This window comes from Puniceicoccaceae bacterium, assembly GCA_040224245.1.
Classification (GTDB): Bacteria; Verrucomicrobiota; Verrucomicrobiia; order Opitutales; family JAFGAQ01; genus JAKSBQ01.
Genome location: JBEGIR010000084.1, coordinates 30668 through 54506, shown reverse-complemented (window position 1 = coordinate 54506; position 23839 = coordinate 30668). Strand labels below are relative to the sequence as shown.

25 protein-coding genes are annotated in these 23839 nt (G+C 54.9%); 6 read left to right on the top strand and 19 right to left on the bottom strand.

Annotated features, from left to right (window positions below; translation table 11 throughout):
- The 8 genes from ABQ298_14295 to ABQ298_14260 all read right to left on the bottom strand — a co-directional run.
- The coding region (locus tag ABQ298_14295; GenBank protein ID MEQ9825552.1) for an alanine dehydrogenase at positions 1-503 on the bottom strand (503 nt) is incomplete at its 3' end.
- Positions 504-527: 24 nt separating this feature from the next.
- Positions 528-1196 carry a ribulose-phosphate 3-epimerase gene (gene rpe / locus ABQ298_14290; protein ID MEQ9825551.1) on the bottom strand — a complete coding sequence of 223 codons (669 nt, stop codon included), beginning with the start codon at positions 1194-1196 and terminating at the stop codon, positions 528-530.
- 12 nt (positions 1197-1208) lie between these two features.
- Positions 1209-1733 (bottom strand): hypothetical protein, encoded by a 525-nt coding sequence (locus ABQ298_14285; GenBank protein ID MEQ9825550.1) that lies wholly within the window; start codon positions 1731-1733, stop codon positions 1209-1211.
- A gap of 25 nt (positions 1734-1758) precedes the next feature.
- The gene (gene bamD, locus ABQ298_14280) at positions 1759-2784 is read right to left on the bottom strand and encodes an outer membrane protein assembly factor BamD (protein MEQ9825549.1); all 1026 of its coding nucleotides are present in this window, start codon (positions 2782-2784) and stop codon (positions 1759-1761) included.
- Positions 2785-2792: 8 nt separating this feature from the next.
- Positions 2793-3791 (bottom strand): beta-ketoacyl-ACP synthase III, encoded by a 999-nt coding sequence (locus ABQ298_14275; protein ID MEQ9825548.1) that lies wholly within the window; start codon positions 3789-3791, stop codon positions 2793-2795.
- A gap of 126 nt (positions 3792-3917) precedes the next feature.
- Entirely contained in the window at positions 3918-4982 is a 1065-nt protein-coding gene (plsX, locus tag ABQ298_14270) for a phosphate acyltransferase PlsX (GenBank protein ID MEQ9825547.1), read from the bottom strand.
- A gap of 49 nt (positions 4983-5031) precedes the next feature.
- A complete protein-coding gene (gene rpmF, locus ABQ298_14265; protein ID MEQ9825546.1) occupies positions 5032-5211 on the bottom strand; it encodes a 50S ribosomal protein L32 in 180 nt (59 codons plus the stop codon).
- Positions 5212-5320: 109 nt separating this feature from the next.
- On the bottom strand, positions 5321-6352 hold the full coding sequence (locus ABQ298_14260; GenBank protein MEQ9825545.1) for an undecaprenyl-diphosphate phosphatase: 1032 nt from the start codon (positions 6350-6352) through the stop codon (positions 5321-5323).
- 66 nt (positions 6353-6418) lie between these two features.
- Here ABQ298_14260 and trpD point away from each other — a divergent pair, with 66 nt between their 5' ends.
- The 3 genes from trpD to ABQ298_14245 are packed head-to-tail and all read left to right on the top strand — an operon-like array spanning position 6419 to position 9510.
- Entirely contained in the window at positions 6419-7483 is a 1065-nt protein-coding gene (trpD, locus tag ABQ298_14255; protein MEQ9825544.1) for an anthranilate phosphoribosyltransferase, read from the top strand.
- Positions 7480-8862: a phosphoglucosamine mutase gene (locus ABQ298_14250; GenBank protein ID MEQ9825543.1), complete on the top strand. Its 1383-nt coding sequence runs from the start codon at positions 7480-7482 to the stop codon at positions 8860-8862. The genes trpD and ABQ298_14250 overlap by 4 nt, the downstream gene beginning before the upstream one ends.
- 24 nt (positions 8863-8886) lie before the next feature.
- On the top strand, positions 8887-9510 hold the full coding sequence (locus ABQ298_14245; protein MEQ9825542.1) for a hypothetical protein: 624 nt from the start codon (positions 8887-8889) through the stop codon (positions 9508-9510).
- A 21-nt stretch (positions 9511-9531) separates the two neighbouring features.
- Here ABQ298_14245 and ABQ298_14240 read toward each other — a convergent pair whose 3' ends face one another.
- Positions 9532-11229, bottom strand: coding sequence for a methyl-accepting chemotaxis protein (locus ABQ298_14240; GenBank protein MEQ9825541.1), 1698 nt, complete (start codon positions 11227-11229; stop codon positions 9532-9534).
- Between the two features lie 204 nt (positions 11230-11433).
- Between ABQ298_14240 and ABQ298_14235 the strand changes: the two genes are divergently transcribed.
- Entirely contained in the window at positions 11434-12273 is an 840-nt protein-coding gene (locus ABQ298_14235; GenBank protein ID MEQ9825540.1) for a PD-(D/E)XK nuclease family protein, read from the top strand.
- A gap of 76 nt (positions 12274-12349) precedes the next feature.
- Complete coding sequence (locus ABQ298_14230) at positions 12350-13873, top strand: PLP-dependent transferase (GenBank protein MEQ9825539.1); 1524 nt, start codon at positions 12350-12352, stop codon at positions 13871-13873.
- Between the two features lie 18 nt (positions 13874-13891).
- Here ABQ298_14230 and ABQ298_14225 read toward each other — a convergent pair whose 3' ends face one another.
- From ABQ298_14225 to leuC, 10 genes are all read right to left on the bottom strand, one after another.
- Positions 13892-14851, bottom strand: coding sequence for an AEC family transporter (locus tag ABQ298_14225; protein ID MEQ9825538.1), 960 nt, complete (start codon positions 14849-14851; stop codon positions 13892-13894).
- Positions 14852-14856: 5 nt separating this feature from the next.
- Entirely contained in the window at positions 14857-15447 is a 591-nt protein-coding gene (locus ABQ298_14220; protein ID MEQ9825537.1) for a Maf family protein, read from the bottom strand.
- Between the two features lie 44 nt (positions 15448-15491).
- On the bottom strand, positions 15492-16790 hold the full coding sequence (gene hisD / locus ABQ298_14215; protein MEQ9825536.1) for a histidinol dehydrogenase: 1299 nt from the start codon (positions 16788-16790) through the stop codon (positions 15492-15494).
- 29 nt (positions 16791-16819) lie between these two features.
- A complete protein-coding gene (locus ABQ298_14210) occupies positions 16820-17578 on the bottom strand; it encodes a hypothetical protein (GenBank protein ID MEQ9825535.1) in 759 nt (252 codons plus the stop codon).
- Between the two features lie 35 nt (positions 17579-17613).
- Entirely contained in the window at positions 17614-19152 is a 1539-nt protein-coding gene (gene guaA / locus ABQ298_14205) for a glutamine-hydrolyzing GMP synthase (GenBank protein MEQ9825534.1), read from the bottom strand.
- 43 nt (positions 19153-19195) lie between these two features.
- Positions 19196-19429 carry a hypothetical protein gene (locus ABQ298_14200; GenBank protein MEQ9825533.1) on the bottom strand — a complete coding sequence of 78 codons (234 nt, stop codon included), beginning with the start codon at positions 19427-19429 and terminating at the stop codon, positions 19196-19198.
- Between the two features lie 83 nt (positions 19430-19512).
- The gene (locus ABQ298_14195) at positions 19513-19908 is read right to left on the bottom strand and encodes a biopolymer transporter ExbD (GenBank protein MEQ9825532.1); all 396 of its coding nucleotides are present in this window, start codon (positions 19906-19908) and stop codon (positions 19513-19515) included.
- A 12-nt stretch (positions 19909-19920) separates the two neighbouring features.
- Positions 19921-20505 (bottom strand): MotA/TolQ/ExbB proton channel family protein, encoded by a 585-nt coding sequence (locus tag ABQ298_14190; GenBank protein ID MEQ9825531.1) that lies wholly within the window; start codon positions 20503-20505, stop codon positions 19921-19923.
- Positions 20506-20529: 24 nt separating this feature from the next.
- On the bottom strand, positions 20530-21135 hold the full coding sequence (leuD, locus tag ABQ298_14185; GenBank protein ID MEQ9825530.1) for a 3-isopropylmalate dehydratase small subunit: 606 nt from the start codon (positions 21133-21135) through the stop codon (positions 20530-20532).
- Between the two features lie 40 nt (positions 21136-21175).
- Positions 21176-22588, bottom strand: coding sequence for a 3-isopropylmalate dehydratase large subunit (leuC, locus tag ABQ298_14180; GenBank protein ID MEQ9825529.1), 1413 nt, complete (start codon positions 22586-22588; stop codon positions 21176-21178).
- A 320-nt stretch (positions 22589-22908) separates the two neighbouring features.
- On the opposite strand from leuC, the gene ABQ298_14175 reads away from it, so the two are divergent.
- Positions 22909-23835 carry a hypothetical protein gene (locus ABQ298_14175; GenBank protein MEQ9825528.1) on the top strand — a complete coding sequence of 309 codons (927 nt, stop codon included), beginning with the start codon at positions 22909-22911 and terminating at the stop codon, positions 23833-23835.
- Positions 23836-23839: the final 4 nt, after the last annotated feature.

Here is a 23839-nt window from a genome sequence, read left to right as displayed (position 1 = left end):
GGTTCAACTCCGGGAACTCCGCCAATCAGCACGCCACGACCGCCGTGCTCGCGCTCGAGGTATTTGGCAGCTTGCTGAACGGACATTTTTCCGGCCACCTCGCTCATGGGTGTCAGCAGGGGCAAACGTCCATCGCTTGTTTCGATGGTTTCGTAGGCAACAGCTGTCGCCCCGGATGCCACGATGGCGTGGGTCAGCTCCTGAGACGCAGCAAAATGAAAGTAAGTAAAGACGATTTGCCCGGGTCGGATAAGCGCATACTCAGCTTCGAGTGGTTCCTTTACTTTCAGAATGAGGTCGGCTTTTGCAAAAACAGCTTCGGCGGTCAGCCCTGTCTCAGCTCCCGATGCGGCATACTCGGAGTCGGGAAATCCACTGTTGAGGCCTGCGTTGGCCTCGACGAGTACCTGATGTCCTCGCTGGGTGAGGATTTCCGCTCCCACCGGAACGAGCGAAACGCGGTTTTCATCCTTTTTGATTTCTTTGACGACGCCGATAATCATGAGACGTGATGGGTTTGGGTTGGATCAGGTTTCAAAGGTTGAAACAAAGGATCGCTTGTCGGGACTTTTGAAGAATGCACTGCCCGAAACAAACGTATCAGCACCGGCTTCCCTGACGAGCTTCAGCGTTTGCAGATCGATACCTCCATCGACTTCGATGCGGAAGGGGAGATTTCGCTCACGACGCAGTTGTTGTAGTTTGCGAAGATTTGGAAGTGTGGATTCGATAAAGGATTGTCCGCCGAAGCCAGGAAACACGGTCATCTGAAGCACCAGATCGACGTGATCCAGAAAGGGAAGAACAGCGGATACCGCAGTATCGGGATTGAGCACGATGCCTGCATGTACTCCAGCTTCGCGGATCTGTCGAAGTGTGGATTCGATGTCGTATTCGGGTTCGACATGGATGCTCACCAAGTTGGCTCCGGCATCAAGAAATGCCTGCACATGGCGATGGGGGGCTTCAAGCATCAGGTGCACATCCAGAAATAGAGGGGTATCGGCGCGGATGTCTTCAACCGTTTTGGGTCCGAAAGTGAGGTTCGGAACAAAGTGCCCATCCATGATGTCAATGTGGACCCACCGGGCTCCGGCAGACTCAATCTCCCGCAGCCCCGAACTGAGATTGGCGTGATTTCCGGCAAGGATGGAGGGTGCGATGCACCGTGTTCCAAATGCAAGGGAAGGTTTCATCAGGCGCGCATGCTACCAGTCGAAAAAGGCCTCTTGCAAGATATCCCGTGCGAGTTCATTCAGAATCGCAGGCAGGCGTTGACGTGCAGATTCGGCAAACCCGGCCTCACGGAAAATGGGACCGCCCGCATCCACGACACCTTCACGAGTCACCTGACCCTCTGCATCTTCGAGTTCATAGCGCAATACCAGTTCGAGCCGCATGACATCGGCGAGACCTGTATCGTCTGAGCGGCGTGCCAGAGTTTCACGGAGCAGCTGGTCAACAATGACATGCAGGCGCGCATCTGCGAGTCCCGGGGAATTGACCAACTGCATCGAGGGGTTGCGAATGACCTGCTCGCGCAATTCACGCTGCAACGGCACCATTACATCCGCTACAACGGCATCCATGATGACGGGAGCGATCCATACCCGAACGGGGGCTGACGTTGCGTCAACTCCCGGACGCCCCATTTGGTAATGACTGCACGCATTCAGAAGCGTTGATAAGGCGAGCATGGGTAGCCAGAACCTCGCACGCAGCACTGCATTCATGAGCGCCTTCCCAATGCTGCCACCTTCAGGAACCCGCTCCGACGATGTCCACCTCAATGACGCGTTCGTTGATCTGGTCAATGCGTTCGCGGGCACGGCGCGCAGTTTCTGAACTGGGAGCCACGGTAATGGTTTCATTGTACAGTGCGAGGGCTGCGGTTTCGTTGCGGATGTGCCGCAGATAGTATTCTCCCATCAGGAACTTGCTTTGGGCGTAAATTTCATTGACCTCGCGCAAGCCTTCTTCGGCCTGCGGCACCAGTTCACTGTCGGGAAAGAGAATCAGAAAGTCCTCATAATAACTGATCGCTTCCCGTGTGGAACCCTGATCGTAGTTGGCACCGTCGATCAGTTCCGAAAACACTTCGGCCAGCAGGAAATAGGCATCAGAGGTCAACTCATGGTCCGGGTAAAAATTGATCAACTGATCAAGCGCATCAATTGCGGTTGCCTCCTTGTCGAGATCCTTGGCAACCAGCGCAATGTTCATGAGTGAAAGCGGGGCATAGTCACTGTAGGGGGCGTTGCGTGCGATGACCTGAAAAAACTGGATCGCGCGAGTGTAGTAGCGAAACATGGGAATCACGCCCCACATCTTTTCCCGATCCCCTTCCATAATTCGGGTAGCAATGTCGTATTGGGCGCCGATCACTTCATCAAACCCCTCGTATTCGGGGTAGAGAAGGATGATGTTCTGCATCATCAGAAATGCTTTCTTGAAACGGTGGGTATCCTCGTAAATTTGCGCCCAGTTGAACAGTGCTCGCGGTGCAACAGCAGAGTAGGCGTAGTCCTTCGCGATTTTTTCGTAGAGATCCATCGCCTTGCCCCGTCGGCCTTCATGTTCCAAAGAGACTGCCTGTTGAAACAGTTCGTTTGCAATGGCCTGTTCTTCCGGGGTGACAAAATAGGCAGGACGCCGTTCGGATTCATCGTCACCGGAGAACCATTTGAGCGGGTTCCAGGAAAGCGCGTACACACTCGACTGGGAGAGTAAAAGGAGAGCCAGCGCAAAAACGCCGTATTTTCGAATGTGTCTAAATCGTTCCATTGTGCTGATTAATACCATCTGATCACAGAAGCAGCCCAAGTCAATCCTGCTCCAAATGCTACCAGTAGGATAGGATCGCCTCGCTTGAAATTTCGTTCAATTTTGGCTTCATCCAGTGCAATCGGAATCGAAGCGGCTGAGGTGTTTCCGTATTTCTGAATGTTAACAAAAATGGTCTCCATCGGAATCTCCAGGCTGCGGGAGAGTGCGTCGATGATGCGAATATTCGCCTGATGAGGAATGAGGCACTTGAGTTCCGCAGGGTCAATCCCCTGCTCGCGGAGGATGGAAAGCCCCGCATTGCCCATGGCTCGAACGGCCAGCTTGAAGACTTCTTTCCCATTCATTTTGAGATAGTGTTCGCGCTGACGCACGGATTCCTCGGTTGCGGGCTTGGCAGAGCCTCCACCCGGAATGTGAATCAAGGGAGCGTTTGAACCATCCGCACCGATGCGGCAGCCCAGCACTCCAAAACCCGGTTCATCAACCCGCGAAAGTACCGCTGCACCTGCTCCATCTCCAAAGAGGATGCAGGTCCCCCGGTCTTCGTAGTCCGTCACGGCTGTTAACTTCTCCACCCCGATGAGCAGTGCATGCTGATAATTTCCGCCTTCCATCATGGCAGTGGCGACCTCGAGTCCATAGATGAACCCACTGCAAGCTGCGTTGATATCAAATGCCGGGATTGGCCGACATCCGAGCTTTTGCTGCACGAGGCATGCCGTTGCCGGTGAAATCATTTCTGAGGTCAGCGTGGCCACCACGATCAAATCAATATCTTCGGGGCGCAGCCCAGCCTCGTTCAGTGCGTTGCGGGAGGCATTGACTGCCAGATCACTCACCTGTAGATCGTCGCCTGCGACTCTGCGCTCCTTGATGCCAGTTCGAGCAGTGATCCACTCATCATTGGTGTCGACGATCTTGGTCAGATCTTCGTTGGTGAGTCGGGTTTCCGGAACGGAAGAACCCATGCCGCGGATGACAATGGAATGTGTTTTGGAATTCATTCAAATACCTGGGGCGTTGCGCCAGCAGAAGGGACAGTGACCGACACGGTCGGGCGACGTGCGATAACTTTAAGAGGAAAAACGCCCATACAATCAACTCTTAAAAATCCGCTGTGTGGTTGCAATTCAGTCCCGCTGGGGAGGCTGAATCATGCGATTGACTCCCCGGATATCCTCGAGGATGCGTTCAGTCATATCGTGTTGCACGACATTGAGGGCCACCTTGATACCGCCTGCGATGGCATGGCGGTCTGATGATCCATGAGATTTAAAAACAGGGGCTTTCAGCCCAAGGAAGGGTGCTGCACCATATTCGGATGGACTGAAGTGGTCCTTCAGGTTGCGAAAGGCACCGCGAGATAACATTGCACCAAGTTTCCGCATGGGAGTAGCTGTGATTTCCTGTTTGAGGTAATCTCCGATGACGTGGAACAAGGATTCGCATGCCTTTAAGACGACATTGCCAACAAATCCATCGCAAACGATCACATCGGCTTCGCCATCAAAGAGATGATAGCCTTCCACCAATCCGTCGTATCGGATCAATCCCTTGATGGATCGCATGAGGTGGTGCGTTTCAGTGACCCGCTCGCCGCCTTTGCCCTCTTCGGTTCCAATGGTCAGCAAACCAACCTTGGGTTCATCGATGCCGAGTACAACACGTGCAAAGTGAGAACCAAGCACGGCATTGTGACAGAGGTGAACGGGAGTGGCATCTGGATTGGCCCCCGAATCGATCAGCACTGTGAATTTTCGCAATCCCGGGATGATGGTTGCAAGAGCTGGGCGGTCAACTCCCTCAAGCGCGCGAAGCTTGATTGTACCTCCCCCCATCAGGGCACCCGTGTTTCCGCAGCTCAGAATGGCCTGTGCAGAACCGGATTTCACGAGGTCGAGGGCGATCATCATGGAAGCATTGCGCTTCTTTTTGATCGCCTGCATCGGCTTCTCGTCCATGCCGATCACATCGTCAGCATGAACGATGCGCACTCGGGGATCCTGCGCGAGATTTTCACTCGACAGAGCGGGTTCCAGTTCCTCCTGACGACCTACCAACAGGATGGGATCCATCCGTGGGGTTGTTGACGCCATCGCGTCAAGCGCCAGTTTGAGTCCTTGCACGACCTCAACAGGGCCTTTGTCACTCCCCATTGCGTCTACAGCAAGGCTGCCACGCACCTCTTCCTTCATGCAGATTGTATCGCCCGAAGGCTTCGGGCGGCAAAGCGTTTTAACGGGTTCAGGCGTCGGTGTCGATCACCTGGCGGCCACGGTACATGCCGTTGGCAGGGTTCACACGATGCGGCATGAAAAGCGTGTCGTCCGTTGGATCCTTCGCAAGCTGGGGGGCAACGTAGCGGTTGGCACCACGGCGTGTGCGGCTTCTGGACTTGGATTGTTTGCGTTTTGGCTGACCCATAGGTTTGGCTCTGTTTTAGCGGGTTTATCGTTGAAAAAAGAGAATTACGATAGACCTTTCGAATGGCTCGTCAAGTGTGTTTCCAGGGCAGCGCGTGAAAATAATGCCCTTAGGAGTCCCAGAGGAACCAGCCGATCGCTGCCGCCAGAAGCAGTCGATACAGGGCAAACAGCAGCAATCCATGACGGGAGAGGTAGCTCACAAACCATTTGACGGCGAGCATGGCAACAACGGTTGCAACTGCGATGCCGATCAGCACGGCATCCAGTTCCAGGGTTGCGGTTACGGGTCCCCAGGAGCGCACCAGACTGTAGAGGGATGCTGCGGAAAGTGTGAGCAATCCCAACAGAAAACTGAATTCGGCTGATGCGCGTGCGGTGAGTCCGGCAACGTATCCTCCCACGATTGTGACCATCGACCGACTCATTCCCGGGCACAGAGCCAGGCATTGCATGCAGCCGACGGTAAGTGCACCCCGATAGCTGAGCGACTGAAGGGAATCCGGAGATGACTCCAGGTGACCGGCAGTGCCTTGACGATGCTTCCGATACCATTCTGCCCCCACCATGATGATCGAACCCATCACCAGGCCGATTGCCACAGATCTAGGGTTGAAGAGGCTTGATTCGATCCAATCACCGAGCATCAGGCCAAGGGCGGCCGCCGGAATAAATGCGATCCCTATCTTGAGTCCGAGTTGGAGACCCTCCCGATCTCGTCCGAGCAAGCCCAGCAGGATCGTCAGGAGCTTGCGCCAATACAGCAGCAGTACCGCCAGGATGGCACCTCCCTGGATCACAATAAGGTAGGCTGAGCGAGCCTGTTCATGTGCAAGGGATAAAGGGACTGTCCTTTCCCGATGGAGCAGGTGATCGGCCAGAATGAGGTGTCCTGTGGATGATACCGGAAGGTATTCGGTCAAACCTTCAACCACTCCGAGCACGACTGCATCGCTGCGGGTCAGGCCAGGCAGCATCAGATCTGGACTTGCTTCAACGGCTGGAGTTCCGGCTTCTGAAGTTTCGGTCTGCGCCATGGAGCAGGTAAGCAGCGAACCAAAGAGGATGAACCCCAGGAACGCACACCGGAGTGGCAGCTTCCACAGACGCGGATGAGGAAGGACGGAACGGAAGCAATGCATAGGAATTGCCCTCCTAGAAAGCCAATACGTTGACAATGTCAAGAAAGAGTCAATCCTACCGAACTTGTGAGCAAATCTGATTTCCTTCTTCAATCCCTGACCGCAAGTTTGCAGTCAGGGAGTACGCTGGACCCCGCCATGGTGCGGGATGTGGGTGCATGCTTGATCGATGAGGCATGTTCCGATGACCACAAAGCCGCTTTCCTGACACAGTGGCAGGAACGTGGAGAGCAAGCAGAGGAAGTTGCAGTGCTTGCAGAATTTTTTCGGGGTCATGCGCGCAACCCTGGTCTGGATGCCTACGCGCCCCGTGCGATTGATATTGTAGGCACGGGTGGTGATCGTGCCGGAACCTTCAATGTGTCCACTACCACGGCACTCATTGTTGCGGCAGGAGGGGTGCCTGTGATCAAACATGGTAATCGCTCAATCACATCCAAGACGGGGTCGGCAGACCTTCTCGAATCGATTGGCATTCCCCTGCAGGCACCGGATTCCCTGCTTCTCGCTTCACTCGAGCAGCATAACTTCGCGTTTCTTTTTGCTCCTGCATATCATCCGGCGTTCAAGGCGATTGTTCCTGTGCGCAAGGCACTGGCATCACGTGGACAGAAAACGGTATTCAATATTCTCGGCCCTCTGATCAATCCTGCCCGCCCTCACCAGTTGTTAATGGGGGTCTATGATGCTGACTGGGTGGAGCCGCTGGCACAGGTACTCTCCTGCATGGAACTGCGAGCGGGTGTGGTGGCATCCTCATTGGCTGAAGGGCAACCTCTGGATGAGATTGCAAGTGTGGGTGAGTGCACGATACGTCCGGTTGGCCAGGTTTCGGAAGAGGACTTGCAGGAGCTGCGGGATCTGATCGCGAGACATGCGACGGATACCCTTGGAGAACTCAAGGGTGGAGACGCAGAAACGAATAGCGGCATCCTGCGTTCGGTTTTGTCCTGCGAAGCGAATCGAACGTTGTCGCACACCCTCTGCATCAACGCAGCGGTCGCATTTCGTCTGGTCGGCAAGGTCGACTCGCTTGAGGCGGGATATGTGCTCGCATGGGACTTATTGAAGAGCGGCAAAGTTGCCGAATGGGTGCGCGGAATTTCTGCATTCTACTCGTCTCACGCATGAACGGACCACTTTTTGGAACAGACGGAATTCGCGGTACCTACGGGGAGGATCCGATCACAGAGCTCTTCGCCTCCCGGGTTGCTGCCGGATTGGGGCAGTACCTTCGGAGGCGTGATGGAACAGCGACTGACTCGCATTCCGTGGTCATGGCTCGAGACACGCGTTTTTCCGGCCCTGCCTTGGCTGCTGCATTTACTCAGGGATTTGAGTGTCAGGGAATTCAGGTCATCGATTTGGGAGTGTTGCCAACGCCGCAGGTCGCCTTTGCAACCCATCATTTGGGGGCCAGTCTTGGACTCGCCATCACCGCATCACACAACCCGGTGCAGGACAATGGCTATAAACTTTTCCGAACGGATGGGACCAAATTTGAAGCGGATGAAGAAGCAGTGATCGAGCAGTGCATTATTACGTGCGAACCGGGATCCTTCAAACCTCCGCCAGCGAACCCCGCCCGTCTTTTTCAGGCGACGGAGCATGGGCTTGCCATTTCCCAGGCATACCAGAATCGACTCAGAGCCGCATTTTCCCATCTTCGACTTCATGGCATGCGCATTGTGGTGGATGCCGCTAATGGAGCGACATCCCACACTACACCCCTATTTCTGAAATCCCTCGGTGCCGACGTGCATCCTGTTGCCTGTGAGCCCGACGGACACAATATCAACTGCGCTGTGGGGAGTGAGCATCCGGAGATGCTGCAGCAACTCGTCAAAGAGACGGGGGCAGATCTTGGCGTTGCCCATGATGGTGACGGTGACCGGGTGTTGGTGGTCAATGCAGAAGGACAGCTGGTTTCCGGAGAGCAAGTCCTGGCGTTACTTGCCCGCTACAGCCCGACGCTTGGTTGCGATGGAGATCACGCCCTTGTGACCACACAGATGAGTAATTTTGCGCTCGATGCTTATTTGAAGGAAGGTGGAATCCCGGTGCTTCGCACGGATGTGGGAGACCGCAATGTGGCCGTGTGCATGCGGCAACGTGGCTGTCATTTGGGCGGAGAAAACTCAGGTCACTTCATTTGTGCGGATATCCTGGGCAGTGGGGATGGACTGGTTGCGGTACTCAAGCTGCTGGAGACCGTGCGTGCTACGGGTCGCTCTCTGCAGGAACTTTGCAGCGAAGTTGCGCTTTTCCCCTCGCACTTGCTGAACCTGGTGGTTTCCGAAAAACGGGATCTTGCTTCCCTTCCCACGCTTACAAAGGCCATGCGCGAAGTGGAGGCGCAGATTGAAGGGGAAGGCAGGGTGTTGTTGCGATATTCGGGTACTGAAAACAAGTTGCGAATCCTTGTGGAATGTGCATCGAATGAACTCGTACACCATCACCTCACCCACTTGGAGCGTGCCGCAAGAGCCGACCTTCACGTGCTCACATGACATGCAGAATTCCTCCCTTGCCCCATGCCTTTAGTCCTTCCGCCGGAGTCCTCCCTTTTGTCCGAAGATTTGCGTTTGCAACGCCACTACGCCCAGGCGAGCGAAGCGCTTCGGAACGGACGGGCCGAACATGCCCGCGAGTGGTGCCGGGTGTGGGTGGAACGCTGCCCGCAGGTTCCCGAATTTCGCATCCTTCTGCGGGAGGCACAGCTCAAACTCCAGTTTCCAGAAGGTGATTTTCATCGATCCAGGCGTCGTCTCCTGCCGGTGTTACCGGGTTGGCCATGGTTGAGCAGTGCCCCTTCTTCTCTGAAATGGTGTGAGCGCAGACTGGATCGACATGCGCTGGATGTCCCGGCGAACTTGCGTCTTGCAGACATTGCAAAACAGTTGGGGTGGATTCGTACCGAAATACATGCTCTGCAAACCTTGTTGCTGAATCGGGTTCGCCAACCTGCGCACGTTGTTCGCCTGGGGAAGTTATGGCTCCAACAACAACATTACTCGGCGGCGATGCAGGTCTGCGATACCTTTTTGAGTTGCTTTCCACAGCATCCCGACCTGATCGCACTTCGGGATCAGGTCGCGCTCAACGAGTCGATGCAGATGGTTCGCAGGGACGCAGGCAACAATGCATCAGAGCATTGAATCTTGTGGGGTCTGAGGCCGTTACACTTTAAAACGACCCACAATGGAGCCAAGACTGACAGCGAGTTGTGCAAGTTCTTCTGCACTGCGATTGATCTGCTCAATTCCCTGTGTGGTTTCGGCGATGGAATCGTTCACTTGACCAACGGTTGCAGAAATTTCTGTGAGAGCGGTTGCGGATTCGCCAACGTTGCGAGCAACATCTGCAGTTGCTTCATTCGCACCGGAAATATTGTGTGCAATTTCACTGACCGCATCGTTTTGCTCGATCACGCTGCGAACAATGACCTGTGACAGGTCGTTGACTTCTCCGACGACCTTTCCAATCGCCTGAATGGCACGGACCGCATTGCCGGTGTTCGTTTGCATCATTTCCACCTGTTTGCGAATGTCGTCGGTGGCTTGGGCGGTTTGCTTGGCGAGTTCTTTCACCTCGTTTGCGACAACGGCAAAGCCTTTGCCTGCTTCTCCAGCTGAGGCGGCTTCGATGGTTGCGTTCAAAGCGAGCAGGTTGGTTTGAGCGGCGATTTGTTGAATGAGGTCTACGATGTGGCCAATCGAAACCCCTGCTTGATTCAGTTCTTCGATGATTTTCTGAGTCTCCTGAGCTTCGCCTTGAGCACGCTGGGCGATGTGAGACTCCTGTTCACAACTGCGAGTGACCTCACTGATGGACGCACTGAGTTCTTCGACTGCCGATGAGACCACGGTCATTGTCGAAGACATTTCTTCGGCAGATGACGAAATGGCGTGGATATTGGTGCTGGACTGCTCGGCTGCTGCGGCTACAGAACGTGACTGTTGGCTAACCTCAGTTGAATGGGAGGCGATTTGGGTGGAAGTGACAGACAATTCTTCCGAAGCTGCAGAGAGGGTTTCTGAACTCACCTGAACCTCACGGATGATTTGCTGGATGTTGTTAACAAAATGGTTGAACCAGTGGCAGAGTTCCCCGATTTCATCATGCGAGTTCTGCTCGAGTCTTCGGGACAAGTCACCTTCTCCTTCTGCAATATCCTGCAGCATGCGCGTAGTGGCTTGAATGGGCCGTGTGATCATCTGCACGACAAAAAAGAGTGCAACCAGGGTTGCTGCAAAAATCAGAACAAACGCAAGCGACAGTTTCACAAGCAGCTGATGATTGCCCGACTGTATGATTCCGTCGACGGCCTCTTGGGAAACCCCGATGAACAGAATTCCGATCACATTTTTCTGCGCGTCCAGTATCGGGTCATAGGCACACAGGTAGGAGCTTCCAAGGATGTTTGCATATCCGATGTAGCGCTGTTTTTGCCTCACAGGTTGGTAGGCAGCACTCTGAGTTCCCAGATGAGTGCCCACTACCCGGTTGCCATCCTCATCGCGGATATTGGTGGAAATGCGCTTGAAGTCCTGTCCTTCGCGCACAAAGAGGGTCGCAACCACACCCAGGTCTTTCTGGAGGGCATCCACCAATTCATTGTGTCCTGCAAGAGACATTCCCTTCGCATCCACGAGGGCACCATCGACTAGACGGATGTTCCCATGAAAGCGTGTTGCATAATGGGTGGCGCTTTGGATATCCCCTTCCAGCTTGCTTGTGAGGGTTTGTTCCACAAGCACAGCACTGGTTTTGCCAGCTTCGCGATAGGCGATACCGCTGAGCACGAATCCCATCGCCAGCAACAGAGTACTGGTGAGCAGGAGTAGTTTGGTTCGAATCTTCAGGTTCTGGAACATACACAATGGAACTGGTGGTGCACTTCGACAACCATTGTTGTGCAAGCAATACATAAAATTAGGTAATCGGCTAAGTATTGAAAATCATTAGCTGGGATTCACAAATGCTTCAATTTGGGATTGGGCTGTCTAATTCGGATCATGATCCCGAAGCACTCCGACTTCTCGCTTGTGCTGGAGCATGGACTCGGCTAGGCAATACGGATGCAGTTGGCTCCCACGAAGCAGGACTTTCACCCGTCGGGCCAGGTGGTGGAGTTTTATGAGCAGGATCACCGCTATTGCCTTCGGGGCATGCCGGAATTGGCCTTTACTTCCGCCACAACTTGGATAAGCCGTTTCTTTCCGGTCTTTGATCGGGATCGCATCAGCCTGCGCTATGCCCAAAAACATGGGCTTTCACAGGAAGCGGTGCTTGCCATGTGGGATGAAAACTCCCGGATCGCCCGGGAACGCGGCACATTGGTACACGAGCGTGCAGAACGCGCGGTGCGGCATTTTCTGGAGCATGGAACGTTGATCGAACTCGACGAAATCCTCACGGATCCAAGTGCTGATGGAATCTCCGATGATCCTCAGCTCACGTGTGCTCTGATCCGATCCATGCACGAGGCGGTGGAGCGCATGAGTCGGGTGCTGGATTTTCTGCAGCCAGAGCGTGTGATCGCCTCGCCCGACCTGCTGCTCTCGGGCATGGTGGATCTGGTCGTGCAGCTACGCACGGATTCCGGGCGCCCGGTGATCGGACTTTATGATTGGAAGACTAACCAGAAAATCTCCCGACACAATCCGTGGCAAAATGCCTTACCTCCAATCCACCACCTCTCAGATTGCAATTTCATTCACTACTCCCTGCAGTTGAATCTCTACGAATTCATTTGTCGACGTGAGGGTTATTTTGATTCGGACACCCTTTTCCAGAAGGTGTTGATTCACCTTGGACCCGATGGGTACGAAACCTACAAATGCGAGAACCTGCAGCACGTGATCCAGTTGATGCTCGAAGCAGATCCCGAACGTGGGCAAACAGATAGCGTGGACTAATCCCTGCCGGTGTTGAACTGAGGGCGTTTTCGCAGACTTGCAAAACACGCGCAGCTTTTCACGATGGAACACTATTGTGAACGCATCATCTTCGAACACCCCCTTGTCGATTCCGCTCGGCGGTCGAATTCCGGATTCGCCTCATGGCGTATCCGTGAGTCTGCCGACCCTTCGGGATGTGATCGCCTACGAGGAGAAAGAGCCACAGACGATGGCAAAAGTTCGCTCGGGGTATCCCCGGTTTGTGCGCCACCCCTTTATTGAAATCCTTTCCGAACGGTTTCTTGCAGTCCATGACCTGGATGGAGGAAGTGTTCAACCGTTCTTCTTTGCTGCACCCCACGCGGCACAGGATGCGCTTGAACGATTGGGGGAGTGTCGGATGGATGTGCAGTGCTTTCAGTTCCAATCCATCTCCACATTGGTGGCAGCCAGAGCGGGCGAGGCGGAACGACTGCTCGCCAAATACATCCAGCACACGGGTACCGGACTTTCCTCACGAGAGGCAGAGGAACGGCTCATGGAGCTTGAACCCACGCGTCAGCGTTTCCCGGAACAGAAAGTGATGACGGGTGCAAATGAACGCTTTCGCTACTTGCTGCATCGCTGGTTTGCACCCGCTGTCAGATCGGCGATCCTTCCGTGCAAGAGTGGAATGAATGCGTTTTACGCTTCCTTTCAGGCGATCAATCAACTGCAGAAACCCAAGCATCGACTGGACTGGATTTCGGTTGGCTGGCTGTACCTCGATACAATGCAGATCCTGGATGCATACCTTGAGTCGGGTGGCAGGCATCATGCCTTCACTGACGTTGCAAACACGGAAGCACTGTTGGATTTCATTCAAGCCGAAGGTCATCGCATCGCCGGGCTGGTGCTGGAGGCACCCAGCAATCCACTGGTACAGACCCCTCAGATTGCGCGCATCAGCGAAGCCTGCCAACAGGCTGGCATTCTGACGGTAATGGACCCGTCGCTGGTCTCCCCTCGGAATGTGGACCTGAGTCCTTTGTGCGACATCGTCTGCTGCAGCCTTACCAAATATGCGGTCTTTGAAGGAGATGTCATGATTGGTGCCGTCAGTGTGAATCTCGAACGCCCGAATGGGCGTGAGTTGGAGGACCAGTTGACGGTTGAGTTGACGTTAGGACATGCGAGGGATCTTGCCCGCTTGGGGGCTTCATTGGAACAGGCCATTGACGTGCTCGAGCGCATCAATGCAAACACGCTCAAGGTCGCTGCTTATTTGGAATCGCACCGAGGTGTGAAACACTTGCACTGGGCGTATGCAGATGCGTTTCGCGGCGCGTATGCAGCGATCGCCCGGGGACCGGATCGCCCCGGTGGAGTATTGACGCTCGATCTGGCTCGACCCCTGGAACAGGTGTACGACTGCCTGCCTTTTGCAAAGGGGCCGAGTTTTGGCACTGAGTTCACCCTGGTGTGTCCCTACATCCATCTGGCACACTACGATTTATTGAAGAGTGAAGCAGGTCGACGATGCCTCGATGCCGCAGGGATTCATGGGAACATGATCCGGCTTTCCGTCGGCACGGAAGATCCAGAGGTGCTGATCGAACAGTTTGAGCGATGCCTGTGATTTCTGGGAAGTTCGCTCTCAGTGGCTCAGCCAAGTCCAGATACCGACCCAGATGGGTAAGGTCAGCAGACTGACGGTATAGCCCGATACCAAAACTGCGCACACCCGTTCGGCGCTGCCACCATAGGTGCGGATTTGCAGAACGAGGTTACTGGCCTGGGGGTAGGCGGCCTGTAGCATCCAGAAAAGCCCCAGCAGACTCAATTCAGCGGGAAGATCCATCCAGAGGAGCAGGCCCAGGGTAATGGCGGGGATCAGCACGAGTTTGCTTAGTAAGGACTTGAGAATCAGCCGGGCATGGTTTCGCAGACGAAGTGGCGTGGTGGCAATGGTTGCTCCCAGAATCACCAGCGACAGTGGCACGGCGGCATTTCCAAGCAGTGCAGCAGCGTTCCTTGCTGGATGGGGCACCCATTGGATCAAACCGCTCAGAACCATGACGATCCCCAGAATTACGCCCATGAGGGGAGGCGTGATCAGCTGGCGAAACTGGAATCGGGTGGCACGGTTATCGGAAACAAAGTATTTGCCAAAGGTCCAGAGCAAGGGGTTGAATATCAGCACGAACAGGAACGTGTAGACTGCCCAGGTGTCGAATTGCTCAGGCACCAGAGTTTCTCCAATCGCAATGGAGAAATAGCCAGCATTTTGCATGAAACCCAGTGGCAGCAGGTCTGGCTTTTTGAGGAATTCCACATGGTTGAGTACGAGGGTGACCGTGAGTCCGACAAGAAAGAGAACCAGCGCACTGACAGGAATCATCCACCAGTATGGCATTGTGGTTGGATCAAATCCCCGGGTGATTTTGTCAAAAATCAGACAGGGCAAGAAACAAAAGACCACCGCCCGGGAGGCCCCGGTGATCATACTGTCCTGAAACACTCCCGCACGGGCCAATACTCCGGCAACTGCAATCACGATACCGATTTGCAGCATGGCCATGAAGGCCGAGGAGAATCCTGCAAAAAAGACATCCATGAGATTCAGGAGGGTGGGGGCAGCAGACGACGCTGCCTTAGCATGGCTTCAAGCCGTTCGACTGGCAACCCAACAACATTGGTAAAGGAGCCGTCGAATCCAGAAACCAGAGTGCCGAGCAGATGCTGGATCGCATACCCCCCGGCATAGTGTGAGGCATGCATGGTCGCGACATAGGTTTCGAGGGTCTGCTCGTCGAGCTGAAAGAATGCAACCTCACTGGTCACAACTGCAGTGTCCTCCACGGCCATGCTCTGGCAACACAGGGCAACGCCCGTATGCACGTGATGTTTGCGCCCCGACAATGTGCGCAGCATGTGTTTCGCCTCATGCCGCGATTCGGGTTTGGCGAGGTGTTGTCCGTCACACTCCACCACGGTATCCGATCCGATAATCCAGGAGTCGGGGTGGAGTTCGGCAATAAAACGTGCCTTGAGCTGTGCATTGTGCAGTGCGAGCGCGGGTCCACCGTCTTCATGAACCAGAACTTCGTCAACCGCTGCCGCCTGGACCTCAAACTCCGGCACCAAGCGCTTGAGCAGCTCCCGGCGTCGGGGAGACTGTGAAGCCAGAATGATGGGCGAATGAGATGGCACGTGAAAATGCGAAGGGTGGTGTCGCGCGAACTCCAGCAGCCCGTTCAGGAATCCAGGCGAATCTGCAGGGAGCGACCGTGGGCATCCAGTTGCTCAAGTTCGGCGAAGGTAGCGACGACGGGCTGTGCCTTTGGCAGGGAGTCCGGACCATACTTCACCACGCTGGTGCGCCGCAAAAAGTCTCCCAACTGCATTCCACTCATGAAGCGTCCCGCTCCACCGGTTGGCAGTGTGTGACTGGGGCCGGCAGTGAAATCGCCCAAAACGGTTGGCGTATGGTGGCCGAGCAACATCGCTCCGGCTGTGGTGACATAGCGCATGAAATACTCAAGCGATTCTTCTTCGACTTGAAGTTCCAGATGTTCGGGAGCGAATGCGTTGAGCACGGAAACAGCCTCGTGGGGCTGCGAGTAGATGATTTTCAGAAAACGTGAATCCACGACCGTGCGAATGGCATTGGCGTGACTGCGCCCGGGCAGTTGGCGTTCGATTTCTGCGAGAATCTGACCGAGCAGAGCCTGGCCCTGCGAGAGGAGCAGAATGCGTTCTTTCCCGGACCCGTGCTCGGCCTGCGCGAGCAGGTCTGCTGCTACCCATGCAGGATTGGCTGTGTTGTCGGCTACGATGGCGACTTCACTGGGGCCGGGCAGCAGGTCGACGCCCACTTGTCCGAAGACCTGTCGCTTGGCTTCCAATACGTATGCATTCCCGGGACCGAAGAGTTTGTCGACACGTTCGATGGTTGCCGTTCCGTAGGCAAGCGCGGCAATTGCCTGTGCACCGCCGACTTTATAAATCTCAGTGATGCCACAGATCTTCAAGGCTGCGAGCATGCCAGGCGCGAGTGTTCCGTCGGGCAGGGGAGGGGTCACCACGACGATTCGTGGGTTGCCTGCAATTTTGGCGAGCACGGCTGACATCAGCACCGATGAGACAAGCGGCACGGAACCGCCGGGAACATAGAGGCCGACCGATGCGATGGGATAGAAACGTTCTCCAACAGTAGCACCCTGGGCATTGCTGTATTGCCAGTTCTCCGGAAGGGTTTGCCGATGAAAGGTTTCGATCTGTAGTTTGGCCTGCTGGATGTGTTCGATCTGTTCCGGTGACAGGCTTTGCAGTCCGGCTTCCAGCTCGGCTTCGGTGACGCGCAGAGTATCGAGCGTCAGTCGTACTCCGTCAAAGCGCTGGGTGAACTCAAGCAGTGCCGCGTCCCCTCGACTGCGTACCTCGGAAAGGATGTGTTCGACCCGTTCCGGGATCTCGGAGCTGCGCGACATCGTGGATTCGAAGTCTGCGAGCACCTTCAGGATGCTGGGGTCGTCGGCCTGATATACGGACATGGTCGGAATGAATGGTGGGCGGTTCCGGATCAGAACATCGGGTAGTCGAAGAGGTCCGGTGCAAGTTCTGGATTGATCACGATGGTTTCGAAGATCATTTCGTAGCGGGTTTCACCATTGAGAACACCGCGGGTGTGGGTGGAGAATCGAACGCCTTCGACCCACATTTCTCCTGTTTCATATGTTACCATACCGGTATCCAGATCGGTGCGAAGCAGGTCGCCGGTTTCGGTGTCAAACAGGCGACTGAAGATGAATTTCCCGTTGTGAATGAAATCAATCCGGTGTGCCGATTTGCCAGCTTCTTCGGTAGTTCCATGGTCCTTCACGTTGGTTTCGGAGAACTCAAAGGGACGGAAAAAGCGCAGATTTTCGATCGCAGCTGCCTTATTGCGGCGCAGCTCTTCTCCTCCGATGGAGCGAACATTTCTCATGGGGTCGCCCACTTCCTGCTGAATTTCGAGATACTCGTAACCTTCGTATCCATTGAAGCCCGTCACCAGCGACTGCTCCGGGAAGTGAAACTCAATCTTCTGACTCGATGGCTTTTGGAATGAGAGGATGGCATCTCCCACAAGCGGCTCACGGTCATTGCCCTCAGCATCCTTGCCCTGGTAAAGGGTAACCGTACCGCGGTATTGCAGCGAGTGAATGGCATTGAGTTTTGCATCACCTCCGAGATACTCACGGGCCTTGGTGACCGTGGTTTCAACGGATTCCATGGAAGCTTGGGCGGTCGTTGAAACAATGCCGAGCAATAGAAATGTGCAAAGGAAGGTGGGTTTCATAGCATGCAATGGTGGGAAGGTATGTTGGATTGAAATCACTCCCATTCGATGGTACCGGGAGGCTTGGAGCTGATGTCGTAAACGACGCGATTGACACCCTTAACCTCGTTGATGATACGGGTGGAAACTTTGCCCAGCAGGTCGTAGGGAAGGCGGGTCCAGTCTGCCGTCATCGCGTCCTGGCTTTCTACGCAGCGCAGTGCGATCACGTAGTCGTAAGTGCGTTCATCTCCCATGACACCTACGGTGCGCACGGGCAAAAAGACGCAGAAGGACTGCCAGACGCGGTAATACCAGTCGGCAGCGCGCATTTCATCCTGCAGAATCGCGTCAGCCTCCCGTAGAATCTCCAAACGCTCGCGTGTGATTTCACCCATCACCCGAACAGCGAGTCCGGGGCCGGGAAACGGTTGTCGCCACACCACGGATTTGGGCAATCCGAGTGCTTCACCGAGCAGGCGCACCTCATCTTTAAAGAGGGCGTTGAGCGGTTCGAGCAAGCGCAGTTTCATGTTCTCGGGCAGTCCTCCGACGTTGTGGTGGGACTTGATCAGTGCGGCCGGATTTCCCCCGATCGGGACACTTTCAATGATGTCGGGGTAGAGGGTTCCCTGAGCGAGAAATGCTACCTCTGGCAGGTCGGCGATGGACTGGTCAAACACCTCCACAAAGGTATTGCCGATGATTTTCCGCTTGGTTTCCGGGTCGGTTACACCTGCCAGGCGTGAGAGAAATGTTTCGGATGCATCGACGGTGGTCAGGTCCATCGAAAAATTGTCACCAAACAGTTTTTCCACACCAGCACGCTCATTCTTACGCAACAGGCCGTTATCCACGAAGACACACTTCAGCTGGTCTCCGATGGCTTTGTGGATGAGGGCGGCCGCAACGGATGAATCGACACCACCGCTCAAGCCGAGCACAACCTTGCGGTCCCCAACGGTTGCGCGGATTTCTTCGACCTTTTCATCGATAAAGTGTGTCATCACCCAGTCTGCCTTAAAGCCGCAGACCTGAGTCAGGAAATTCTGAATGATATCGTTGCCGTGGTCACTGTGCACCACCTCAGGGTGGAACTGCAGACCATAGAACCCCTTGGAGTGGTTTTCGATAACGGCAAACGGAGCATTCTCTGTGGTGGCGATGGTTTTGAAACCGACAGGCATTTTCTCAAGGCGGTCGCCGTGGGAGTTCCAGACCTTGAATGTGGTTGGCAGTCCCTTGAACAAGGGAGATTCTGCCTGCAGGTGAAGGGTTCCGCGCCCAAATTCACGCTCCTTGCTCGGCTGCACCTCTCCCCCCAGCAAATGGGCCATCAATTGAACGCCGTAGCAGATGCCCATGACCGGAACGCCAAGTTCGAAGATCGCAGCATCTGGCAGGGGTGCGTCCTTGCGCAGCACGCTGGAGGGTCCGCCGGAAAGTATAATGCCCTTGACCCCTTCCTCGCGGAGTGTTTGTGCGCTGACGTCATACCGAAAAATTTTCGAGTAGACCTTGTTTTCCCGAATCCTGCGTGCGATGACCTGGGTGTATTGCGAACCGAAGTCCAGAACAGCTAATAATTCGCTCATATTTGCGTCTTAGCTAAAGGGCGAATCTCCAGTGAAATCAACCCTAGAATCGCAACTTGATGTTATCCATGCCACAGCGCGGACAGTGGGCTTCCTCCACACCTTTGGGTCCGGTGTAGATGTGTCCACACTTCACACAGTGAAAGACGTCCCGATTGCGCTTTTCTGCGTGAATGGTCTTTCCATACGTATCGTAATAGACCCAGAGCACGGCGATGACCGCAAGACCACTGTAAATGGCGATGCTGACAAAAAAACTGAGGTCCACCGTGAACATGTTGTGTGAGAAAGGCTTGTGCGGAACGCGGGAACGTGTGTCTGGGATATTGGCGTGCGAACAACCTGCTTCCCGAAGCGTGGTTATCTAGACTTCAGGCGAATTTTGTTCAGCTTGTTTTGGCGACAAAGATCCATCACCCGGGTGACGTATTTCAACGGAGTTTCCTCGTCGGAGACCAGGAGAATGGCTTGATCCGGATTTTGCTCACCGGCAATCGTCAACGCCTGGATGAGCACTTGCTCGGTCACCAGCTGGTTGTTCAGGAAAAAATCCCCTTCCGGGCTTAGGGCGATGAGGATCTGATCCGTGAGTTGATTCTCACCTGCGGTTTCGATCTTTGGTGGCGTGATGTTGAGCACGTCCATGTTGCGAAACTGCATGGTCATGAGGAAAAAGAAAATGAGTACCATGAGCACATCCACCAACGGAACGATATTGATCCCCGCTTTGTGACGTCGGCGTTTGATCAGGCTCATGAGATTCCTTTATCAGCTCAGGTTGGCAGCAGATTTTCGGGTGAGGTCATTCAGACGCTCCACACCCACCTCAATGCGGGCGGCCAGCGATTCGACCCGCCGGAACAGCAGTGCGTTGCCAACGAGCGCAGGGATTGCGATGCTCAGTCCGAGCACTGTCGTTGAGAGTGCCAGCGCGATGCCTTCCACAAAAGCTGTGGGGTCCGGCATGCCCGTGGTTTCTGAAAACCCGGAAAACACGCCCACCAATCCCGTAACGGTGCCTAACAGACCGATGAGCGGAGCGGCGGCGATCACGATTTCGAGCACAAAAAGGCCGCGTTCCATCTCGTTGACCTGCAAGCGGGCAAACGCTTTGAGACCCTCCTCGTCGGGTTGATTGTCCTTGTAAAACTGGACAATCCTTCCACCGACGGTTCCGGTGTGGATTTGCTGCTCCAGCACATCGCCCCGCACAAAGGCATTTACGAGCGCGTCAGGGATGATCACTGCGGTGCGCAGGGCAATCAGGCGCTCAACGATGATGATGAATGCCAGCAGTGAGCAAACTGCCAGCGGGTAGATGAAAAAACCCGCTCCTTCGATGATGCCTTCCATGGGTGCGATAGAAATAGGATGCTGTTAATATCCGGATACGTAGGGGAGTCCGGCAGCAACCTGTTTCACATCGCTGTCGGATTCGAGCAGCTCGGCGATGGGATCCCACTTCCCTTCCACCAGTGCCTGGTGAACCGAATCGGACATCCCGAAGGTTGCAACCCAGTCTCCCGCACGGATCGTTCGTGAATCAAGATCCAACGAGATCTCAGTTGCTGGGTCTTGGTTCACCAAAGCCGCCAGTTCGTTCAATTTTTCCCGGGGAAGGGTGACGCAGGGCATGCCGAGTGTGATCGAGTTGCCAAAAAAGATCTCAGCAAAGCTCTGGGCAACGACTGCACGAACCCCGGCTCGATAGAGCGATTGAGGCGCGTGTTCACGGGAGGAACCGCAACCGAAATTTGCACCTGAGATCAAGATCGATCCCTGCGCAAAGCGCTCACTGCCAAACGGAAAGGTTTGCCCGTGGGATTGTGCCTCCTTGATTGCATCGTAAAACGCAAACTCGCCCAGCCCGTCAAAAGTGACGCACTTCATGAAACGTGCAGGGATGATGCGGTCCGTGTCGATGTCATCGCCCATGACGGGGATGCCTTTGCCGGAAACCTTGGTGATTTTTTCCAATGCCATGTGAAATCCTGTGTGTTGAGATAATTCCGGGTTGAATGAGTCAGCCCTCGATGGTGAAGAGTTCGCGTGCGTCGGTCACTTCTCCGGTGATGGCTGCAGCTGCGACCATGAGTGGACTCATCAGGATCGTGCGTCCGGTGGGGCTGCCCTGGCGTCCCTTGAAGTTGCGATTGCTCGAACTCGCGCAGATCTGGTCACCCACGAGTTGATCCGGATTCATGCCCAGACACATCGAACAGCCCGCACCCCGCCATTCAAATCCGGCCTCCCGGAAGATCGAGGCAATGCCCTTTTCCTCCGCAATTGCGGAAACCACCTGGGATCCCGGTACTGCAATGGCCTTTATCCCGTCGACGACTTTGCGTCCCTTGAGGTACTTCGCCGCTTCTTCAAAATCGGACAGCCGCCCGTTGGTGCAGGAACCAAAGAACACCACATCGATCTTGGTGCCCTTGATCGGGGTTCCCGGAGTGAGCTTCATGTGCTCATAGGCCTCAATGGCAGTCTCCTTGTCTGCTTCGGGCAGGTCTTCAATGCGGGGAAGGGTTTCGTCGATGAAAATGGCCTGGCCGGGATTGATGCCCCAGGTGATGGTCGGTGCGATGTCCTCAGCGCGGATATTGACGATGTCGTCATAGGCACATCCCTCATCCGAGGCGATACTGCGCCACTCTTCGACCGCCCTTTCCCATGCATCACCCTTGGGAGAGTAGGGTCGCCCTTTCAGGTAGGCAAAAGTCTTTTCGTCCGGGTTGACATACCCGCAGCGCGCGCCGCCCTCGATGGACATGTTGCATACCGTCATGCGCTCCTCGAGACTGAAGTTGTCAAAGACTTCTCCACCATATTCGTAGGCGTAGCCGAGGCCCCCCTTCACGCCCAGCACACGGATGATGTGCAGGATGACGTCCTTGGCATAAACGCCCGGGCGAAGCTTGCCATCGACGTTGATGCGGCGCACCTTGAGTGGATTGAGTGCCATGGTCTGGGTAGCCAGGATGTCGCGCACCTGACTCGTGCCGATGCCAAAGGCAATGGCGCCAAAAGCCCCGTGGGTAGCCGTGTGGGAATCCCCGCAGGCAATCGTCATGCCGGGTTGAGTGATGCCTTGTTCGGGGCCGACGATATGCACGATGCCCTGTTTCCCAGTGTTGCTGTCAAAAAAAGTGATGCCGTATTCGCGGCAATTTTTCCGCAGTTCCTTGATCATGGCATCTGCCAGCGGATCGGAAAAGGGTTCGGCAATTTCATCGGTGGGAATGATGTGGTCAACCGTCGCAAATGTGCGCTCAGGAAACTTGACCCCAAGTCCGAGGTCACGAAGCATGCCAAATGCCTGTGGGCTGGTGACCTCATGGATGAGGTGTGTTCCAATCAAGAGTTGCGTACGGCCGTCGGACAGTTTCCGAACGGTGTGCTTTTCCCATACCTTTTGAAATAAGCTTCGTTTCACGGTTTCCTTTTGAATGCTGAGCGGTTTGAATCCGGATTGCCACTGCAAGCGTGCGCAATCCAAAACTTTTGAGACAAACCTCAGCCCCGTTTTGAGTCAATCCCATATGCGCTGCCGGATTTCGAATCGCTCAGGAAGCTCGGTGGCGTTCTGTGAAATGGTTTCGTATACGTAGATTGGCATGTCAATTTGTTTATATTAGGAAAACCAAATATAAAACTTAGGTGTGCTTGCAAGTGCGGTGTAGCGAATATCCGGTTTTCGACTTCCGTCCCAGGTGCATTGTGCCTAGCATGAGAGGTAATCGAAAGGAATAACAGATGAAGCAGAGCGTGGCAGTGTGGATGGGGATATTCCTGCTCGGGTCATTGGCCGGGGCTGGTATGGTAACAGTGTGGATGGCACCGGATGACGCCGTTGCGCTCAAGCAGGTAAATCCTGTAACCATGCCGGAGGCCCGCGATGAAGGGATTCTCGAGGAACCCAGCCGGGAGGTGCTGATTGAACGCATCGAGCAGTTGGAAGCTCAGCTTGAACAGCTGAAGCAAGTGTCCGAAAATGAAGCCTTTGTCGAATCCGAACCCTCCGAAGCCCAATTGCGTCGATTAAAGCGACAGTGGACGGAAGGAGTGATTTTTTCGACGGAATCCTCGCGCTTTGCGCGCCGTAGTGAACGGGAGCAGAATCAGTTGATTGAATCGCTTGGATTGACTCCAGAGCAGGCAATGGAATTGTCGCGACTGGTGGAAAAACGCGATGCACAGCGTCGCCTGATGATGTTGCGAGGCATGGGAGTGCTGACCGAGGAAGAATCCTCCAACCTGTTTGCTGAGCTGGAGCAGTTTGACTATGAACTGGCACTGACCAGTCTGCTGTCCGAGCAACAAAAGGCTGTCCGTGAGGCGATGGAAGCGGAGCAGCGGGATCGCGGTGTAGAGCGGGTCACTGAGGCGATGGCGAATCGATTGGGTGTCACGGGAGGTGATCGCTTCAGTGCGGATGAGCAAATCCAGGTGCAGCAGAGCATTCGTTCGGCGCTGGATCCAGACATCGACCTGTGGGTTCCTCCAGCGATTGCGGATTTGCCCATTCACGAATTGAACAAGCGCATTCTTTCAGCCGGATTTCAGCAGCTGGACTCAGAAACCTTCGAAAAGCTGTATGAATCGGTGGTGGAAGCCAGCGAGGACGGTGACGGAGTCCCGCGCGGAGCGGGGCGTCGGCGCATGGCCGTGCCCGCTCGCTGAGACC